Genomic DNA, 17,767 nt, shown 5'->3' on the forward strand with positions numbered 1-17,767 from the left:
CCCGACCACCCCGTCGGGTGCTCCCGGCGGGGGCGGCGGTGGCGGTGGCGGAACGAGGGTGATCGTCACCGGCGGCGGTGGTGGTGGCGGCGCGGCGGGCGGCGGAACCTCCACCGGGGGCAGCGGCGCCCCCACAGCCGGCGGCGGCGCGGCCGGCGGCGGGAACGCCGGCGTGGGCGGGATAGGCCGCGGCATCGGCACCAGACCCTGCGGCGCGGCCCCGATGATCGCGCCGACGACGGTACCGTGCGCGTCGCAGTCCGACAGGCCGTCCTCACCCATGATGTAGTCCCCGCCGGGCACGACCGGCAGTCGCGGGTTCGGCGTTATCCCCGTGTCAATGACCGCGACGGGAACCCCGTTGCCCGTGCTGTATTGCCACGCGTGGCTGATGTTGAGCAGGTCGAAACCGGGCGCCAGCTGCGAGACGTCGGGCGTCTTCACCGTGATCGGCACCGAGCAGCTGTTGCCGCGCCGCATCGGTTGGTCCGGTCGCGGCGGCCCGTCCGGCGGAACGGCGGCCGGATCCACCTTGGGTGGTGAAATGGCCTGGGCCGCAGGAATATTGCCCGTAAGGGCAACCAGGATCAGGGCTGCGAAGATCGCGGCGGCCCGAGTGCACACCGGTTTCAGTGCCGAAGCCAAGTGAACAGCCCTCCCAGCGCCGCGGCGGCCGGCAGCAACACGATCATGGCCAGTACCTCGAGCCACTCCACGGTCAACCGGATCAACGGCCTGAACCGTGTCGCGGGCACCAAAAGCGCTGCGGCCAAACCCAATGCGGCGAATGCCACCACCAGCGCGGCCGGCCACACCAGGGCGGCTTCGAGGCTCCTCGGTCCGGCAAGTGCGTACTTGACGACACCTGCGCACACCGCCGCGCACGCGCCACACACCAGCGCGATGGCCTGGTACTTGGCAGCGAATCCGCGGCCCTGAGTGATGAAGATGCCCACCACGAGACCGGCGACCAGCAGGGCCAACCACGCCCAGCGGCGACCCGGCGTCAGCACCCCCCACACCGCGACGGGCAGTACGACCGACACCCCGACGCACAGGCCGACCTGAATCGCGTTGACCAACCGCGCCGAGGCGGCGATCGCGGCGCCGCGGGCGGTGATGTCGGTGAGTTCGTCGTCCTCGTCCTCGGTTTCCTTCCCGCTGACCGGCGACACCGTGTCCACGGGCATACCCTCGCGGCGAGCGAATAGGTCTCGGCCCGTGATGGATCCGAAGTGCGGCGGGCGCACCCTTGCCACCCATAGCGCGATCGTCGGTGCCATCCGTACCAGCACCAGCAGCCCGAACAGCACGCAGATCGCCAGCACCTGCGCCGAAACCGGCCGAAACATCCGTGCGGTGGCCACGGTGGCCGCGATTCCGCACACCGTCACAACCGCGGTCGCCGCCGCGGTCTGCCAGCGCTTGCGCGTCGCGGCGCTGATCGCGATGGCACCAAGGATCACCACCACGAGCCCGATCAGCGCGTGCGGCGCACCGAGCCTGCCGGGCGGGGCGCACGCGCCCGCCACGGCGACCAAAATCACTGTGAGCCAAGCGAATCCGCTGAACATATCGCGCCGCTGCGGCCATCCCCGAAATACGACGATCGATGCGACCGCGAGGAGCGCCCCGACCACGCCGGCGACGGCCGCGGGGACCAGGCCGTCGGTGAAGGTCCGCTCCCGCAAGGTCAATCCGACCACGACGCCGGCCGCCATGGCAGCGATCGCGATCGCCGTATGGGCGGCCGTCAACGCGGTCACGGGTGCGAACATCCGGTCCCCACCATCCCGGCCCAGCCACTTGCCCATGGCCGCCAGCGCCGTCGACAACGACTCGTACTGCGGCTCAAAGGATTCCCCGTCGACCCGGGGCACCAGTACCAGCGTGTCGCCGTCCTGGACGCCGAGCTCGTCGAGGCTCTTGTTGATGTCCAGGCGCACGCCGTTGACCTTGTGCAGCTCGTAGCTGCCCGGCGGCAACGCGACCCCGTCGAAGCCCTTACGTTTCAGGTCGTCGCTGAGCAGTTCGACCATGCCCTCGAAGAACCCCTCCACCGGCGTCCCCGCGGGGAAGACCTGAGAGCAAAGGTGCCTGTCGTAGGAGATGTTGACCGCACATCGCGCCGGGAAGGCGACCTTGTGGGGCGAGGTCACTGCTGGGCTCTTTCGGCGCCGGCATCGGGCACATACTTGTCCGCCAGCGCCGCGGTGATCTCGAAGAGCCGCAACCGCGACTTCTTCTTCAACTCGTGGACCGTGTCGATGATGCCGCCCTTTGCCAGATGGGGATCGAACGGCATCACTTCCACGGTCGCGCCGACCTTGGTGAACCGCTCGGTCAAGTAGGCCAAGGCATCCTTGTCGACGGCGCTGTCGGTGTGGTTGATGATCACGGTGCTGTGCGAGACCAGCTCGTGATAGCCCTGCGCGCTGAGGAAGTCGATGGCGCGCAACACGGGCCGGGAGCGGTCCGCGGTGATTCCGGATACGAACACGAGGGTGTCGGTGTTGTCCAGGACGGTCTTCATGACCGGGTGTTCCAGGTCCGGGGCGGTGTCCACCACCATGACGTTGTGGGTGCGCCGCAACCGAGCCAGCACCCCGGCGAACATCGCCGGCACCAGCGGCCGGGGCTGGTCGGACGTCCGGTTGCCGGCCAGCACGTCGAGGCCGACCACGTTTTGCCCGAGGTGTTCGCGGATGTCCGCGTAGCCCTGGACGTCGGTGTCGTTGATGATGGCGGTGTAGTCGCCGGGCGGCGACTCGTCGATGCGGTCCGCCAGGGTTCCGAAACCGGGAACCGCATCGATCGCGATCACGTTCGTCGGGCGGCACTCGCGGAAGACGCCACCGATGCACGCGGCCAAGGTCGACACCCCGACCCCGCCCTTGCCCGAGACCAGTGTGATGACGAACTGCCGTCGGATATGCCGCCGGATGCGTTCCTTTAATTCGCGATAATGCCGCTCCCTCGGTGATTCCCCGAGGTTTATATTGCGGAAAGAAATGTTGTAAATGAATTTTCGCCAACCGGAGCCCGGCGGTATTTTTCGCGGTGCGGCTAAATCGGTAATACGCATTGTGTCCGATACCGAATCCCGGTGGCGCGCCGCTGGCGGTTCCCCCCGCCCAAGCCTCTCTTCGTCGTACATATTGGGGTCATTCCAAGAGGTCGTCACGACCGCCAACTCTAACACGATTTGGGATAGCCCGTTTCCGCGATCAAGCCCGCGAAGTGCATTACAAGCGCGCCGGGTTTGCCATTCCGATGATTGGTTGTAACGCGTCTTTTGCGGTGTTGTCAGACCACACGCCGGTAGGAGTACCACTCCTCACCGGCGGGCAGGCTTTGGATGAGCCGCTGCACGGCCGCACCGATGTCGCTCCGCGACCCAGGTGACAGAACCTGGTAGCGGCGACCGCCCGACAGCACGCCTTCCACACACACCCGGCCGGCCATGGTGTCCATGATCGCGACCGATGAGTCCGCGATCGCAAAGCGGGCCGTTTGTTCCGGTCCGACGCCGGCCTGCACTGCGACGATCACCGCGTGCGCCGAACGTTCGGGATCGGCGGCCATGGTGAGGATGTGCAGCTGGTCGACATCCAAATGCTGCTTGAGCAGAAACGATTTCAGGCTTGCGGCGTCGTGCACCGACTCCAGCAGCTCCGCGGTATCCAGGGTGACCGGCCGCAGCGGCGCCGCTTCGGCGACCCCGCAAAGCCGTTCGACCTGGCCCACCACGAGCTCGGTGGCCGTGGCCGCCTCGCTGGCGGTGCCGGCCGGATACAGCCGCACCAGCTCGCCGTGGCGTTCCAGCACCACCCACCAACTGGCGAACCGGCAGATGGCCGCGCGCGTCGGCTCGCGACCCGGCACGTTGATCAACAGCAGCAACCCGAGGTCGCGCCGCAACAGCACGGTCATCCATTCCCGGATCATCGGGTCGGCGTTACCGGCCTCGTCGAGGGCTCCGCACGCTTTGAGCTCGGCGACGACCGGGTGGCGCAGCGCCATCTCCGGGGTCTCCAGCCGAGGCAGCAGCGGCCGGAGGCCCAGCTCGGGGCATAGCTGCTCGACCCCGGTCACCGCCTGCAACACCCACAGGCCATCGAGTGTCGTTGTCAGCAAGCCACATTCACCTCACCCGGTCGCCGAAGGCAGGGCACATGGACTGTCGGTGCCCCGCCTCGGTCGCCGCTCAGCGGCACGAACGGTCCCGCTGGGCAAGGGATTTCAGAACAGACCGTGGATTTGCTGGTCGGTGCTGAGCGCCGCGTCGAGCACGTGGTTGGTCGTCTGACCGTGCTGGCGCACCGTGTCGATCAGCCCCTGCAGCCCGGACAGCATTTGGTACTGGGCGTCGAAAAAGCCCGTCGCGCCGTGGCCAGCGAAAAACTCCTGCAGCGCATTGGTCTTGTTCGCAACGTCTTCGTGGATTGCGTGGAGTTGGCCGGCGCGAGAACCAACGTCCGTCGCGAAGTCTGCGACGGCGCCGGGGTTATACGTGATCATGTCGTCCATGATGAGGTTCCTTTCGAAATCCGAATAAGCCTGGAATTACTACGCGTTGTGGGCTGCGCCGCCGAACAAGGATTGGAACGCCGCCTGGGAGTCGGCCTCGTGGCCTTCCATCAATGCCGCGGCCTGAGTGAGGCCTTCGGCCAGGCGGGTGCCACCCATCAGCACCTTGTTCAGATCGTTCGAGACCTCGGCGGCCGTCATGTGGGAGGCGACGACACCCGCGCCCGACCAGGTTGCCGGGTTCATGACGTTTTCTTGATTAGCCAGGTAGCCCTGGGCGATAGCAATCGCCTGCTCCATATTCGCTTGGATGTCGTGGCTGGTGCTGCGCAGCAATTGCGGTGTCACCTTGATTGTCACTGCGATACTCCTTATCCGGTTTGGCGTGTCCCCTTTTGAATCCCCTTATTGACCCCGGGGGCATGGGTCGAAGTGTATGGGCGCTATTCAGATGTGTCGATTCACCCGCTGAGCAGGCCGTTTTCAGACCGCTTCGTCGACGACGCGCACAGTGGACGGCTGCTCGGACTTCTTCTGCGACCCGCCGTGGCCGCCCGCCGCGTGGCCCACCGGCATGCCGCCGACACCCGTGCCACCGGACGTCGTTGTCGTCGTCGGGGGCCGCAGCGATTCGGCGCCCAACGCCCCGCTTGGGCGCAGCCCCACCGGGCGACCGCCGCTGCCGGGTTCAAACGCGCTGACCGGCCGGGTGAAGGTCGTCGCGGGCAGGCCCGAGCCGCCGAGTGATGCCCCTCCGCCACCGGCGCCCGCGGCGGCGCTTGGCGCCGCGGACACCGCGCTGACCGCGGAGGCGGGTGTCGCAGCACCCGCGCCCAATGCGCCCGGGTTGGCGAACATGCCCATCATCGACTGCAGCGGCTGCATCGCACTCATCGGCGCCTGCATCAGCTGCGACGGCGCCTGCAGCGCCTGCGGCACCGCGCCCATCATCGACTGCAGCGGTTGCATGAAGGTGCCGACCTGGCTGCCAATGTCCTGGCCACTCGATGCCGCCTGACCGGCTCCCGTCGTGCCGGACTGCGCGCCCTGCAAGGCGGAACGCATCCCATCGCCGGCGGCGGTGTCGGCGGCCGCCTGACCGATCGCCGAGGCCGCCTCGGCCGGGGCGGCCGGCGAGGCGCCCATGGTCGCCAACGGCGGTGGGATGGCGAGGCTTTCGGCCAACCCCGCGAGGATGGCGCCATAGCTGGCGCCGGTGGCGGAGTTGTTCGGCCACATCACCCCGTAGTACTCGAACTCCAGCGAGCCGATGCGCGGCGTCAGCGCCCCGAACACCAGCGGGTTGATGTGGTAGTCGGTGGCACATTCGACACGGTTCGCGGTGCACTCGGGCTCCGGGCGCATCGCGGCATTGGCGGTCTCGTAAGCCGACACGGCCGCCGAGACGATTCCCGGCTTCACATCGACCCAGCCCGCCAATCCGTGCAGCGACGCGTTCAGCGCCGTGACGCTCGCGGCTGAGCCCACCGACCCGGCTCCCACCCAGCTTGCTGAAGTCACGGCGGTGTTTATCGCCGACGCAACACCAGAGGCATGGTGACTGGCGCCGACGGCGGTCCAAGCCGACCCGTTGGCCAACATCGTGGCCACCCCGGTCCCCAGCTTGAGCAGGAGATCATTCACTTCGGGTGGACGCGCCGCCCACCCCGGATCAGGCATATTTGCCGCTTACAGTCCGAGCGTCAAGGCGCGCGCCGCCTCGGTGGCGGTGTAGACGCATGCCGAGATGCTCTGCGTTCCGGCGAACAATCCGCGTTGCAGCGAGTGCTCCTGAACCACGCCCAAGTAGGCGCCCCCGCACGCGTTCAGCGCTGTGGCGAACAGAGCCGAGTCGGGGTCATTGCCCATCGGCAAGGTGCCCAACAGCGCGGGCGCGGCAGCCGCCGCCGCTGATTCGACTTCTGCGCTGATCGCCGATTCCGCCCCGGCTGACGCCAAAACAGCCTCGGGCTGCACAGTCCACGACATAATTTCCCTCCGAGCGTTCCCGCCGTCGCATGATCTGCGAATGATCGGCCAGTCTAGTAGCTGCCGGACAATCGCGTATTCACATGCTTTATCTTCCTATCCCCGTCCGAAACAAATGGCGTCTCACCAGCATCTTCTACGCAATTCCACTCGCGTAGAATTACTGCCACTTGCGGCGCAATGAGCGCGATGACCACTCCTGTACCGCCCGTCACTCTGTGCAGTCAGAGTGCGGCGCAACTGAAATCGCCGTTTTCAGCGCCGGCTGGCATTTGCAATTAATGCGTTGCCGCCAGCAATTGCTAATGCCTGGCGGCAATTGACGGCAACCCGACCAAAATCCCCTCGACGTCGGCTTCGTCGCTGACCAATAATCCGCGCCCCGGCGGCAACATCTGGGCACGAACAAGCCGATTGATCTTGTTCTGCGGATCGTTGTCCATATACAGCTGCGCGACCTTCGCCGACGTCTGATACCTCGACCACGGGTCCATCTGCAGCGTCGCCCAGTTGGTGCTGTTGCGCGTTGTGAACACGTGCAGGCCGATCTGTCGGGCACGTTCCATCAGCATCCACAGAGCCGCGCCCACCGGCGGCGTCGCCGGGTAGCTCTGCGTCTGTGCCGGCCGAAGGTCTTGGACATCGTCGATGAGCACGAAATGCCGGGTCCCCTCCCACGGCTTGAGCGCACGCAGCTCCTCCTGGCTCAGGCCCTTGGGAGGGAGCCGCGGGAGCAGCACCTCTTGCGCCAATTCGGTTAGGACTCGGTCGATCTCGTCCTGGTCATAGGCGTAGGCGCGCACGTAACCGGGGGCGTGCAGATCCCGCAAACCGTGCGGGGCGGCTTTGGGATCGATCAGCGTCAGTTGAGCCTCTTCCGGGCTGAACCGGCTCATCACCGCCTCGCCGATGGCGACCAGCGAAGTGCTCTTGCCGCAGCCTTGCCTGCCCAGAATCATCAAGCCCGGGCTCTCCGACAACCGGAGGGGAACGGGACCCAACTGGTGGCGCTCCCCGATTGCGAACGCGATCGATAGGTCCTCGGCGCCGGCGTGGGCCGCCAGAATCGCGCTCAGCTCCACGCGTTCTGGCAGCCGCTGCAGGACGGCGTGCTTGGTGACTCCGGCGACCTCGGCGATGCGCGCGCCGACGTCCGGAGTGTCCACCACCGTGCGGGTCGCCGGATCGACCGCCATGGGAAGACCGACCAACAATTCGTGCAACGAGTCCGTCAGGCCAAAACCGGGGCGGTTCAACGTCCGACGGGCCGCTTCGCGCGACTCGATCGCCGAGTGGCCCATTTGACTTTCTCCCGGCTCGGCCAGCCGCAACTGGATTCGCGCCGTGGCGTTCTGCAGCAGCTTCTGCCGCTGTCCGTGAATCCAACCTCCCGCGCTGCACATCACGTGCACGCCGTACTCGGGACCGCGGCTGCTCAACGAGATGATCCGATCGCCCAACACCATGTCTTTGGTGTAGAGGTCGTCGTAGTCGTCGACCACCACAAAGACATCGCCGAACGGATCATTTGGGTCGGTCCCGCCCAGTCCGTCGCTGCCCGGCCCGAACCGTCGCTCGCGGAACCCGTCGAGGTCGATGTTGGCGCGCCGGAATGCGTCCTCGCGGGCGTCGATGAGCGCGTCCATGCTGCTCAGGATGCGCTCGATGCCCTCGGTGTCCCTGGGCGACACGATGTCTGCGATATGCGGCAGCGACCCGATCTGGGCCATGGTCGCCCCGCCGACGCAGAAGAATGTCACCCGCGACGGCGTGTACATCATTGCCGCCGAGCACATCAGCGTCATCATCGTGGTCGTCTTGCCGCGCTGCTTGGCGCCTACCACGATGATGTTGCTGCGCAACGCGTCAACGGAGTACACCACCTGCTTGGACTCTTCGGGAATGTCCATGATGCCCACCGGGAAAACCAGCCCGGGGTTGTGACCGTAGTCGACATGCCAGGGCTTGCCGCGCCACCCGGACACCAGGGCGTCGACGGGCTCGGGGTGCTCGAGTGGCTCCAGCCACGGCCGGCGCGGCGCCCGGTGCGGCACCGTCTGCAGCGACTCCCGCAGCACGTCCACGATCTTCTTCTTCTTGAAACCGTCGTCGTGCAAAAGGAATTCGTCGGGTTCCTCGTCGGCGGCCGAAGCGGCCTCCAGCGCCGCGGCGTCTGCCTCATCCAACGGCTGATACTGCCAGTTGTAGAGCCGCGGCTGCGTCAGGGTCATGTCAACGGTCCGGACCACCTGACTCTTCTTCGGCACGATGAACGGCGCGGACAGGTAAAAGCAGCGGAATGGCTCCAGGTCGCGGGGACCGACCTTTAGCAGCGCAAAACCGTTTTCCTTCGAGGGCAGGTGGTAGGCGGCGTCGGTGCCGATCACCTCGCGGCTGTCATCGCCGGATTCCGCGCGCAGCGCGATGCGAAACGCGATGTTGGACTTGACCTTTTGTAGTGAAGACAGGTCCAGCCGCTGACCGCCCAGCATGAAGAAGACGTTGGCTCCCCGGCCTTCCTGACCGATGTGGATGATCAGGTTGATCCATTTATCGTGGTTGGCGAACAGCTCGAGGTATTCGTCGACGATGACCAGCAGCACCGGCACCGGCGGCAGGTCGCGTCCAGCCAACCGGATCTCCTCGTAATCGTTCGCGTCTCGCGCACCCACCGAGGTGAAAAGCTCGTACCGCTGCTTGATTTCACCGTCGATGACCCGGCGCATCCGCTCGGCCAAGTGCCGTTCGTCCTTGCCGAGGTTCGACAGCGCGGCGACCACATGGGGGATGCCCAGGATGTCCTGGGCCGCCGATTCGAACTTCATGTCGACGAAGATGACATTGAACGTCTCGGGCGAATGCGTGAGCGCGATCCCGTACACCAATGACAGGAAGAATTCCGATTTGCCCGAGCCGCTGGTGCCGATAACCACCGAGTGGAAACCGAAGCCGCCGAAGTCTTTTGCGCGGATGATCACGTTCTGCAGCTCGCCATTGGGCTTGGCGCCAACCGGGATCTCACACCACCGCTCGTCGCCGCGGCCACGCCGCTCGGCCCACAGCCGGTCGACATCCAACTCGCGCGGGTCGCTGATACCCAGCGCTCGCAGTAGTTCGGCAGCGCCGCTGGTCGAATCGGCGATCTCGGCGCTGCTGGTCGGTGACCACCGGGCCATCGAACGCGCATACCGGTAAGCCCGCGGGATCGACAGCTGGTCCGCGTGGGCGAAGAACTTGCCGCCGGTGCGCAGGAGCGGCGCCGGACGGCCGTCGTTGTCCTCGCCGCCGTCGCCGTTGCTGCGGGCCTTGGCAACGGTGCCGACGACCGCGGTGTGCCGCTCACTCATCTCGTAGAGCTGATCGCGATCGAACCCAACCCCGATGCCGGGCCGAGAAGCGATGCGCAGCACCGTGATTCCGGCCTTGCCGACTTGGCCGACCACGCTCTCCCATGCCTCCGGGCTGCCGGTGTTGTCGTCCACAATCACCCAATGCGGGCCGAGCTCGGCCCCGGCATCGGGTTGACCCGTCTCCAGGGTGGAGCCCAGGGTGGTTGGACTGGCCGCCGCCAGCGGCGTCCATTGGCCGCGCCTGCCCTTCATGTGCAGCTCGGCGCCGAGTGCCGCCTCCAGCTCCTCGGGTGTCGCGAAGATGAGGCGGCGCCACCCGCAGGCGTCGAACAGCTCGTCGTGCAGATTGTGCGGTAACCACACCATCCACGACCACAACTCGGGGTTGCGCGTGACCACCATCAGCTTGACGTCGCGCGGGTTGTGGAACACCGCCAGCGAGCACAGCACCGAGCGCATCAGCGACCGGACGCGGTTCAAATCCTCACCGACGAAGCTGAAGCCCGGAGCCGATCGCAGGTTCACCACCTTGGCGATGTCGCGGATCTTGCGTTGTTCCAAGATGAAATCGCGAAGAGCCTGCCCGGTGACCGGCTCGAGTTCCTCGTCGGAGGCAATGTCGGGCCACGTCACCGACAACACCGAATCCGGGGCGTGCTGAACACCGGTACCCAGTCGGACCTCCAGGAAGTCGACGTCGCCGCGACCGCGCTCCCACATCCGCGGACCGCCGATGATGGCTCCCAACCCGCGGGGGTCCGAATGCACCGATTGCTGCCAGTGGCGCTGCGCGCATACCGCGGTCTGGATCTCGTCGCGGTTGCTGTCGAGGTCGCGCAGGTAACGGCGCCGACCCTTTTCCAGTTCCCCCCAAGTGATTTTGCGCGCGCGTCCGAATCGGCCCGAAAACGCCAGCATGCTGAATGCGCCGATGCCCATCAACGGGAAGAACCCGGTCGACAAGCTACGCACCCCCGAGACGTAGAGCATGACGATCGTGCCGATCAGCGCGACGATCAGCGCCGGCACGCCGATCATCACCCAGATGTTGCGCGGTTCGCGTTCGGGCAGAGCTATCGGCGCATTCGGCGCGACCCGAACGGGTTTCGGCGGTTGGATCTTGACGCGGTTGATGGGAAACGCTCTCTTTGACACCTTCTAGCCTCCCGCCCTCGCCGATGTCGTGACCACGGTCGCCTGACCCGTCGCTGGCACCGTGTCGCGCGCCACCAACGCCGCCTGTTGCGACAACGCCGGGCCCGCGGCAAAGGTCCGCAGCAACGGCCACGGCGCCTGCACTGCCATCCTGGGATCCAGGCCCAGTGCGCGCAGGGTCGAATCGTCGGAGGCGATGCCGAACCGCACGCCGTTGTCGGCCACCCAGAACAGCGATTCCCTTGAGTCGCTGGTGATCACGCCGCTCGTCGACGTTACGAAGTTGGCCGCTCCCGGCAACACCAGCACCTGATTGGCCACGACGGATGTCAGGTCACGGTCGTCACGGACCAGGCGCACGATCCGGTCGTCCATCGACGAGGGCACCGGAAGCCCGCGCCCGTTGTAGATGGCGACCCGGGCCTGCGGATCGGTCGATGCCTTCTCCCACCCGACGCAGGTGGTCGGATTCGCCGCGGAGTCAATGAAATTCAGGTGCCCCGTCGGGTAGTAGTCCACCGTCAGTGAATTCACTTCGGGAATATTGACCAGCACGTCCGGGGTCACAGTCCGCGGCGACGCCGACCCGTAGGAGTTCGCGCTGCGCAGCAGATCGGCCACGAAGCCACCGATCTTTTGCACCCCGTCGGTGAGCAACACGTAGAACTGGCTGCCGCCTCCGGCGGTTTGGGCCTGCAGGACCGCCCCCACCTGCGAGCCGGGCAGCCATTTCGACGGGGTTCCGGCCTCAGAGATCTTGGGTACGCGAAGCGGCTCCGTCGCCGGCATCCCGTCGAAGAGCGCACGCGAGATCTCCACCGGCACAGTGGCTCCCGGGTCCAGCCCCAGGCTCAGTGTGACTGCCCTGTCGGAGGGGTCGATCTGCGAGCGCTTGCCGCCCCAGATCACATACGTGGCGCCCTGAAACGTCGCAAGCAGCCCCGCGTCTTTGGCCATCGGGGCGGCGCGACCGCCGATGAGCTGTCCCGCGATGGAGGTCACGACCGGCTTGTCCGCGGTGCGTGGCCGGCCGGCCGTATCGCACACCGCCCACGCCGAAACTGCGCCCCCGTTCACGTGCATGGCCGCCGGCGCGCCCGGTATGCCGACCAGCGGCCCGGTTGGATATTTGGCGATCTCGGCCGGCTTTACCCATGTCGGCTGCCCGGCGGTGCCCGTCGCCAGCCGCGCCGAGGTCAAATTGAGCGCCGGATACAGCCGGCCTTCGATTCGCGCGTAGATCGCCCCGGATTCGCGGTCGCCGATAATCGGCGAATCCCCCACCACCCCACTGGGTTTGATCACGTTGAGCAGGACCATCCACCCCGAGGCGATGGCCACCAGCACCACCGACAACACCAGGGCCGCGGTCTGCTTGCGGTCATCGTGCTTCATCCGCACTGAGAAGCGGGTAGTCGCCGCCCGCAGCCGCCGGTTGTAGAACAGGTGACCCGAATTCTGGTCGCGGTTGGACAAACTCAGCGGCATCGCTCAGTAGCCCCTCGGTCCGCGGCGGGGATCGGCCTGCTGGATTCGCTCGGCCAAATCCGACCCGTCGACGGCGACGCCGTAACGACGTTGTGCGTAGTTGATGAAGGCACAGGCCTGCGCTACCAGGTCGTGGATGTTTGCCGACGTGCCGGGCTGGTGATAGGCGGCGAAGGTCGGGGCGATGAACTGCCACGCACCCTTGCTCGGCGTGCCTCTCGCGGCGTTGGAGTCCCAGTCGTTTTCGGCGTAGGCGTCGTAGTTCGACTCGCGGCGAGCCACCAGATCCATGCCGCGCTCCCAGCGGGCACGGGCCACCGGGTCATGAATGCCCTTGATGTCCAGGGCTTTACGGATGGCCGAGTGCACCGCGGCGCGGCCGCTCCCAACGCCGGTGTGGCCGCGGCTGTATCGCAGGCGGCGCAGTCGCCGTGCCAACGTCCGCGCCCGCGCCCGTGCCCGCACGATGTGCCGGTGCTGCGTGCGCAACCGAGCGGACATCCGCGCCATCGCCTCGCGCCGGCCAAGCGGCGTGTCGCCCGCCGCAACGGCGTCGGCGATCGCCGCGTGCAGGTTGAGTCCCGTCGCGGTCTTCGCTTCCAAGCGGTCGGCACGCGCCGTCGCCAGGATCGCGTCCAGCGACCGGTCCGTGTCGGCCAGCTGGCGCAGCCTTGCCGCCGAGGCGGCCGATCGGGCCGTCATCCCAGTGGCGTGCGCGTGCACCCGAGCGGGCGTATCACCGACGCCGCGACCGGTACCGTCGCCGGCGAAGAGGCTGTGACCCCGGGACAAGGCGGCCACCGCGCGCGTCATCGCTGGATCATTCAACGATTCCCCCACCGTAATTCCGATCGAAATCGGCCTGCGCCTCTTCGCGCAATGCCTCAAAAACCATATTCAGACGGTCCATCAACTCCCGACACGAGTATGACGTCACCACGTGGGGGGCCAACGACAGCCCGGTCAGCCGCCCGTCCGAATTGCATACTGCATAGACGTCACCAACGTCGGCCGTAAACGTCACCGACTCCTGGGCAGCCAGAACCGCTTCCCACTTCTCGAAATTCGCCTTCAGGTCCGCCAAGACCTGGTCTACCAATGCTTTATCCGCCGACGCGTCCGGGCGCACCGCATCCGTATCGGACACCTCAGCCACAACTCCAATAACTTGAGGCCCAGTTGGCCTTGGATTCCCCGCCCCGGTGCACACGCGTCCCCGTGCCGTGTGTCGCTGCCACCGCGGATGGTAATGGCCGCACGATCATGACATTACTGCCGCTAGCGAGCCGCGACCACTCAATCTTGAGGGTGGTATTAGTGGCCGCGATCGCGTCGAGGCATTTGGCTTGGAAATGCAATTCAGCGCCGAGAATTACGGTTTTCAATATTCGGTGTGGGCCGAGCGCTATTCCTGCGGCTCTTCGTCGGTCGGCACAATCACGATCCGCCGGTTCGGCTTGGCGACGACGGGTGGCTTGCCCTCGGCGGACTTTGTGACGGGAACACTCGGCGGGACCGTCAAGCGGCCCTTGACCGGCTGCCCGTTGGGAATCCCCGGGACGGTCACGCGCTTTTCCGCGGGCTTGTCCTTGGTTCCGTCCCCGCCCGCTCCCATTGCGCCGGGCATCATCGGCATGCCGGTCATGCCCATCGGACCGGCCTGCGGCGTCATGCCACCGGTCTGCGTCACCGTCACCGGTTTGGCCGACGCTGCCGCGGGCGTGGTCGGAGGCGACGACGACGGCACCGGTGGCGGGCCCATGAATCCGGTCGGGGTGGTGCCACCGCCTGCGCCGACTCCCACACCGCCGCCGCTAAGCCCAGCGTCGCCGCCGCCAGACCCGCCGAAACCGGGATCTTCCGCGGACATATCAGTCAGCGCCGCCGCGGCCTCGCCGCCCTTTGCCGCTCCCATCAGCGGTTGAATCGCGCTCTCGGCGGCCTGCATCGCCTGTTGCGGAAGCTGCGTGAGCGGCCCCATGACCCCGCCGAGCGCGCCGGTGAGCGAACCCGCGATCCCGGAGGCCATCTGGGGGATCATTTGTGCCAACTGCTGGAACTGCTGCGAAGATTGGGCCTCGTTCTCCGGAAACTTCTTCGCGGCGTCGAGTGCATGCGCGCGACGATCCAGATCGCCTTTAGTGCTGGACGCTTGGTCCGCGGCTACGCCGAGATTGCCGGCGGCTGCGAGTCCGGCTTGGGCGCCATCAGCCGGTGCACCGGCCGCCGGAGGAAGACCATTCGGCATTATCGGCGGCGGTGACTGTGGCGCCCCGGCTACCCCGGCGAAGTCCGCCGGACTTACCTCGAAGCCCCCGCTCATGGTCGCACCCCAAACCCCTTAACCGCGGCCATGCGTGCCGCGCACCAATTAGTCGCATGGTAGAGCCGCAGCCCTTTGAAGGGTAGTCACCCCAGCTTTGGCGAAACCGCTTCATACCACGCTACGTGGTAGTGCGCGAGCCACTCGTGGCCTTCGATAAGAGCCTGTACCGCTGCGAGGAGCATCCAGTCGGCTGCCCGCGACAGGTTGTGAGGATCCTCCAGCGCCTTGTTGTGCGCGGCTTGCAGCTCACGCTGCAACGCGTCAACCTCGTTCTCGGTGACACCTGTTTCCCGTGTCGCGGCTTGTGCCAAGGTCTGGGCGATTCGCGGCAATCCGTCGCGGCGTCGAACGGCCTCAACCAGGGTTGGGCCAAGCTCTTCCACTTCCGGGCCGGTGCGCGCCACGCGATCATTGGTAAGGGGCGGGTCATCCGGTCCCGGCTTGGCGATGAATCCGTGGGCCTTGTGTACTGCCGCAGCCGTAACGGCTCCCAGTAGGTCAACCACGTCGGCGTCGGACCGGCGAAGCGCAGGCTCGAGTAATCGATTCACGCCAACGGGGATTTTGACGTTCGGCGGGATCCACCCGCACCCGATGCTGCCGACCAAAAGCGTTGTGCCGTCGTCTCGCAAGCCGGCGGCCCAAGACAGACCCGGGGCCTGACGAGCCACCGAGTCCACGAGGCGCTGCAGCCTTTGCTGTTCCGCGGCCCGGCTCGATACGTCGCCAGCCAGGGCGCCAGTTGCCGCCGACAACGCCGACGCGCCCGCCGGCGTCGCCGCACTGCCCGCGGCCTGGGCGGCGGCGCCACGCTGGACCGTCGACATCAACGGGCTGCCCGCTGAAGGCGACGTCGATGGCGAGGGCGCTACCGGAGCGCCCGATACTGGGGTGGTCGGCGCCGACACCGCCGGAGGGGTCACAACAGGGGGCCGAAGATCGGAGCCGTAGGCGGGCAACGGGCCGGCGGGGACGACCGGGGGTCCTGTGACAGGAGCGGCCGGTGCCGACACCGGCATCGGTGCGGCGACTGGGACCGCGCCGCCGGTCGAGGACAGCGGGGCGCCGGCGGGAGTGGCGGCCGACGCGCTCGAGCCATGGTCCACCGCCGCCGATTCGATACCGCTGGCCCCAATTGATGGAGCTACCGGCGGCACGACCGGCGCCTGGGCTGGTGGCGCTGCCGACGCGCCCGTTGTGTTCATCAACCCCTGCGACAAGTCATGGGCACCTGCCGCCGCCGGCTGACCCGTCATCATTCCTTGGGCGAATGATTGCCCGAGCTGGTTCGGCGAGAGCCCCCCGAGAGCGGCGGCGGGAGAGAGTCCTGAGCCACCAGGTAAGGGAGAAGTAACTGCGGGCGAACTCGGGACATGGCCAACGCCAGGAGCGTTGATTGGTGTGCTGTCACCAGAGCTGAGGGGAACATCCGCACCAGCACCCCCTATATGGCCAGTACTACCCGCGGGCTGCGAACCGACACCGGGGCCCGCGGCGCCAGCGCCACCCATGTGGCCACTACTACCCCCGGGCTGCGAACCGACACCGGGGCCCGCGGCGCCAGCAGCACCCATGTGGCCGCCGCCTCCCGATTGTGGGCTGTCACCAGTACTGCCACTAGGGCTCGCGGTGGACCCCCCCGGACCTAGCCCTTGACTCCCAAAGAAGTCTTGCGGTGAGGTGCTAATGCCCTCAGCGGTCAGAATTTTCTGAGCGGCGTCCATGATTGTGGAGACGGCCGCGTCGGACTTATACCCTGCAAATCCATTCGCCTCGATGATGAGGTTCTGAATCTCCGCGGCCTTGACAACCTCGGGCTCCTTGGAGCTTTCGATATTCTCAATCCGTTGGTTGTAATCGTCAGCGATTCCCCTAAGCCCCTCCCTCAGGTTGTCAATTGCGTCGGCACCTTTCTCAAAGGCGTCTGCTTTGAGCTGGTACTTCTCGGCCAAGTCAAGATGGTGCTTTTCGCCCTGTTGGAAACGGAAGACCAGATCATCGACAGTGTGCCCCTGATTTCGTGACGCTAAAGCTGTCCACTGGTCATGAAGGTTGCGAGCGTACTGGACCTGCTGCTGTCCAAGCGCGCCCCAATGTCCAGCGCCGATGCGAAGTTCGGATGATGGCTGTGGCCACCATGCACCGATGAGAGCGGCCGTATATTTGCCCGCTGGCAAATCCCCCGCCATTAATACCCCTCTCCGAGCTAGGCTCCCACCGTCCCTGTGGTCCGTCGGACAGTGCGCGGGACTCAGCAACCCGCCATGTCCTACAGATTGAGATGCTCGGGTCTACCGACAGATTGCCGCCATCACGTCATCCAGTCGATTCACCTCGTCAATTGTCCTTTGATATTGCGGCGAAGCGGGATCGGTCCCACTGCTGACGGCGTTGGAGGTGCGATAAGCCGAAGCTAATGCCCTTGCAGCGTCGCGATCACTCGCGCTCAAAGCCGGATTTGCGGCCGCAGCGTCCAGCAGCCCCGCCCCATTGACTAGCGACACCCGCGCAATAGCGGCGTCTGAGGCATGCGTGTCCACATTCACCGAGTGAGCTGCAAGCTGATACGCCGAGCACAGCTCCTTTTTTGCGCTCGCGACCTGGTCGGGTGTAAACGTCGGCGAAGGCGTTGCGGCGGTCGGAGCCTTTCCAGCGCTACTGGTCGTCGGCCGGGTTAGCGCAATGATGCCCACAACAAGCGCCGCCACTGCGATGAGACCCACCAGGACCAGACCTACAGCAATGCCGCCATTAGGCCGTGGCCTGCCGGGCGCCGGGGGTGGTGTCCACTCCGCCATCGGAGGTGGCTGAGGATTCATCACCTACTCAAGGCTAGTCGGATGCGCCCCAATGTCACTTCAAGCCGTCGTCGTCGGCAGCCTTGTTGGATACCGGACTACGCCGGCTCATTCAGCTCGCGCGACGCCCG

The 17,767-nt window shown here is 66.3% G+C and carries 16 protein-coding genes and 1 pseudogene; 1 reads left to right on the forward strand and 16 read right to left on the reverse strand.

What is annotated here, in order from left to right; translation table 11 throughout:
- The 14 genes and pseudogenes from AWB92_RS19980 to AWB92_RS30655 form a co-directional block, all read right to left on the reverse strand.
- Positions 1 to 645 (reverse strand): annotated as a pseudogene (locus AWB92_RS19980) (type VII secretion-associated serine protease); the annotation flags it as partial.
- Positions 630 to 2,159, reverse strand: a complete 1,530-nt coding sequence (gene eccD, locus AWB92_RS19985; RefSeq protein WP_085188756.1) for a type VII secretion integral membrane protein EccD — start codon at positions 2,157 to 2,159, stop codon at positions 630 to 632. The pseudogene AWB92_RS19980 and the gene eccD, both read right to left, overlap by 16 nt.
- Complete coding sequence (locus tag AWB92_RS19990; protein WP_142282201.1) at positions 2,156 to 3,184, reverse strand: MinD/ParA family protein; 1,029 nt, start codon at positions 3,182 to 3,184, stop codon at positions 2,156 to 2,158. Before AWB92_RS19990 ends, eccD begins: the two co-directional genes overlap by 4 nt.
- Before the next feature lie 122 nt (positions 3,185 to 3,306).
- Complete coding sequence (locus tag AWB92_RS19995) at positions 3,307 to 4,137, reverse strand: ESX secretion-associated protein EspG (protein WP_085188760.1); 831 nt, start codon at positions 4,135 to 4,137, stop codon at positions 3,307 to 3,309.
- Positions 4,138 to 4,242: 105 nt separating this feature from the next.
- Entirely contained in the window at positions 4,243 to 4,530 is a 288-nt protein-coding gene (locus AWB92_RS20000) for a WXG100 family type VII secretion target (protein ID WP_066941074.1), read from the reverse strand.
- A gap of 39 nt (positions 4,531 to 4,569) precedes the next feature.
- A complete protein-coding gene (locus AWB92_RS20005; RefSeq protein ID WP_142282202.1) occupies positions 4,570 to 4,896 on the reverse strand; it encodes a WXG100 family type VII secretion target in 327 nt (108 codons plus the stop codon).
- Positions 4,897 to 5,013: 117 nt separating this feature from the next.
- Positions 5,014 to 6,210 (reverse strand): PPE family protein, encoded by a 1,197-nt coding sequence (locus tag AWB92_RS20010; RefSeq protein ID WP_085188762.1) that lies wholly within the window; start codon positions 6,208 to 6,210, stop codon positions 5,014 to 5,016.
- A 9-nt stretch (positions 6,211 to 6,219) separates the two neighbouring features.
- On the reverse strand, positions 6,220 to 6,519 hold the full coding sequence (locus AWB92_RS20015) for a PE domain-containing protein (protein WP_068109327.1): 300 nt from the start codon (positions 6,517 to 6,519) through the stop codon (positions 6,220 to 6,222).
- A 302-nt stretch (positions 6,520 to 6,821) separates the two neighbouring features.
- Positions 6,822 to 11,024, reverse strand: coding sequence for a type VII secretion protein EccCa (eccCa, locus tag AWB92_RS20020; RefSeq protein ID WP_085188764.1), 4,203 nt, complete (start codon positions 11,022 to 11,024; stop codon positions 6,822 to 6,824).
- A 3-nt stretch (positions 11,025 to 11,027) separates the two neighbouring features.
- Positions 11,028 to 12,512: a type VII secretion protein EccB gene (gene eccB, locus AWB92_RS20025; protein WP_085188766.1), complete on the reverse strand. Its 1,485-nt coding sequence runs from the start codon at positions 12,510 to 12,512 to the stop codon at positions 11,028 to 11,030.
- A 3-nt stretch (positions 12,513 to 12,515) separates the two neighbouring features.
- Complete coding sequence (locus AWB92_RS20030; RefSeq protein WP_085188768.1) at positions 12,516 to 13,325, reverse strand: transglycosylase; 810 nt, start codon at positions 13,323 to 13,325, stop codon at positions 12,516 to 12,518.
- Between the two features lie 7 nt (positions 13,326 to 13,332).
- Entirely contained in the window at positions 13,333 to 13,668 is a 336-nt protein-coding gene (locus tag AWB92_RS20035; protein ID WP_068109340.1) for a DUF2710 family protein, read from the reverse strand.
- A gap of 249 nt (positions 13,669 to 13,917) precedes the next feature.
- Positions 13,918 to 14,760 (reverse strand): hypothetical protein, encoded by an 843-nt coding sequence (locus tag AWB92_RS20040; RefSeq protein WP_085188769.1) that lies wholly within the window; start codon positions 14,758 to 14,760, stop codon positions 13,918 to 13,920.
- Positions 14,761 to 14,921: 161 nt separating this feature from the next.
- Positions 14,922 to 15,665, reverse strand: a complete 744-nt coding sequence (locus AWB92_RS30655) for a DUF5632 domain-containing protein (RefSeq protein WP_085188771.1) — start codon at positions 15,663 to 15,665, stop codon at positions 14,922 to 14,924.
- A gap of 160 nt (positions 15,666 to 15,825) precedes the next feature.
- Between AWB92_RS30655 and AWB92_RS30660 the strand changes: the two genes are divergently transcribed.
- Positions 15,826 to 16,086: a hypothetical protein gene (locus AWB92_RS30660; protein WP_085188773.1), complete on the forward strand. Its 261-nt coding sequence runs from the start codon at positions 15,826 to 15,828 to the stop codon at positions 16,084 to 16,086.
- A 196-nt stretch (positions 16,087 to 16,282) separates the two neighbouring features.
- On the opposite strand, the gene AWB92_RS30665 is transcribed toward AWB92_RS30660, so the two are convergent.
- The gene (locus tag AWB92_RS30665) at positions 16,283 to 16,444 is read right to left on the reverse strand and encodes a hypothetical protein (protein ID WP_241523530.1); all 162 of its coding nucleotides are present in this window, start codon (positions 16,442 to 16,444) and stop codon (positions 16,283 to 16,285) included.
- A gap of 685 nt (positions 16,445 to 17,129) precedes the next feature.
- Positions 17,130 to 17,561 (reverse strand): hypothetical protein, encoded by a 432-nt coding sequence (locus AWB92_RS29515; RefSeq protein ID WP_142282203.1) that lies wholly within the window; start codon positions 17,559 to 17,561, stop codon positions 17,130 to 17,132.
- Between the last annotated feature and the right edge of the window lie 206 nt (positions 17,562 to 17,767).

The sequence above is a fragment of the Mycobacterium sp. IEC1808 genome (assembly GCF_002101935.1).
In the GTDB taxonomy this organism is placed as follows: Bacteria; Actinomycetota; Actinomycetes; order Mycobacteriales; family Mycobacteriaceae; genus Mycobacterium.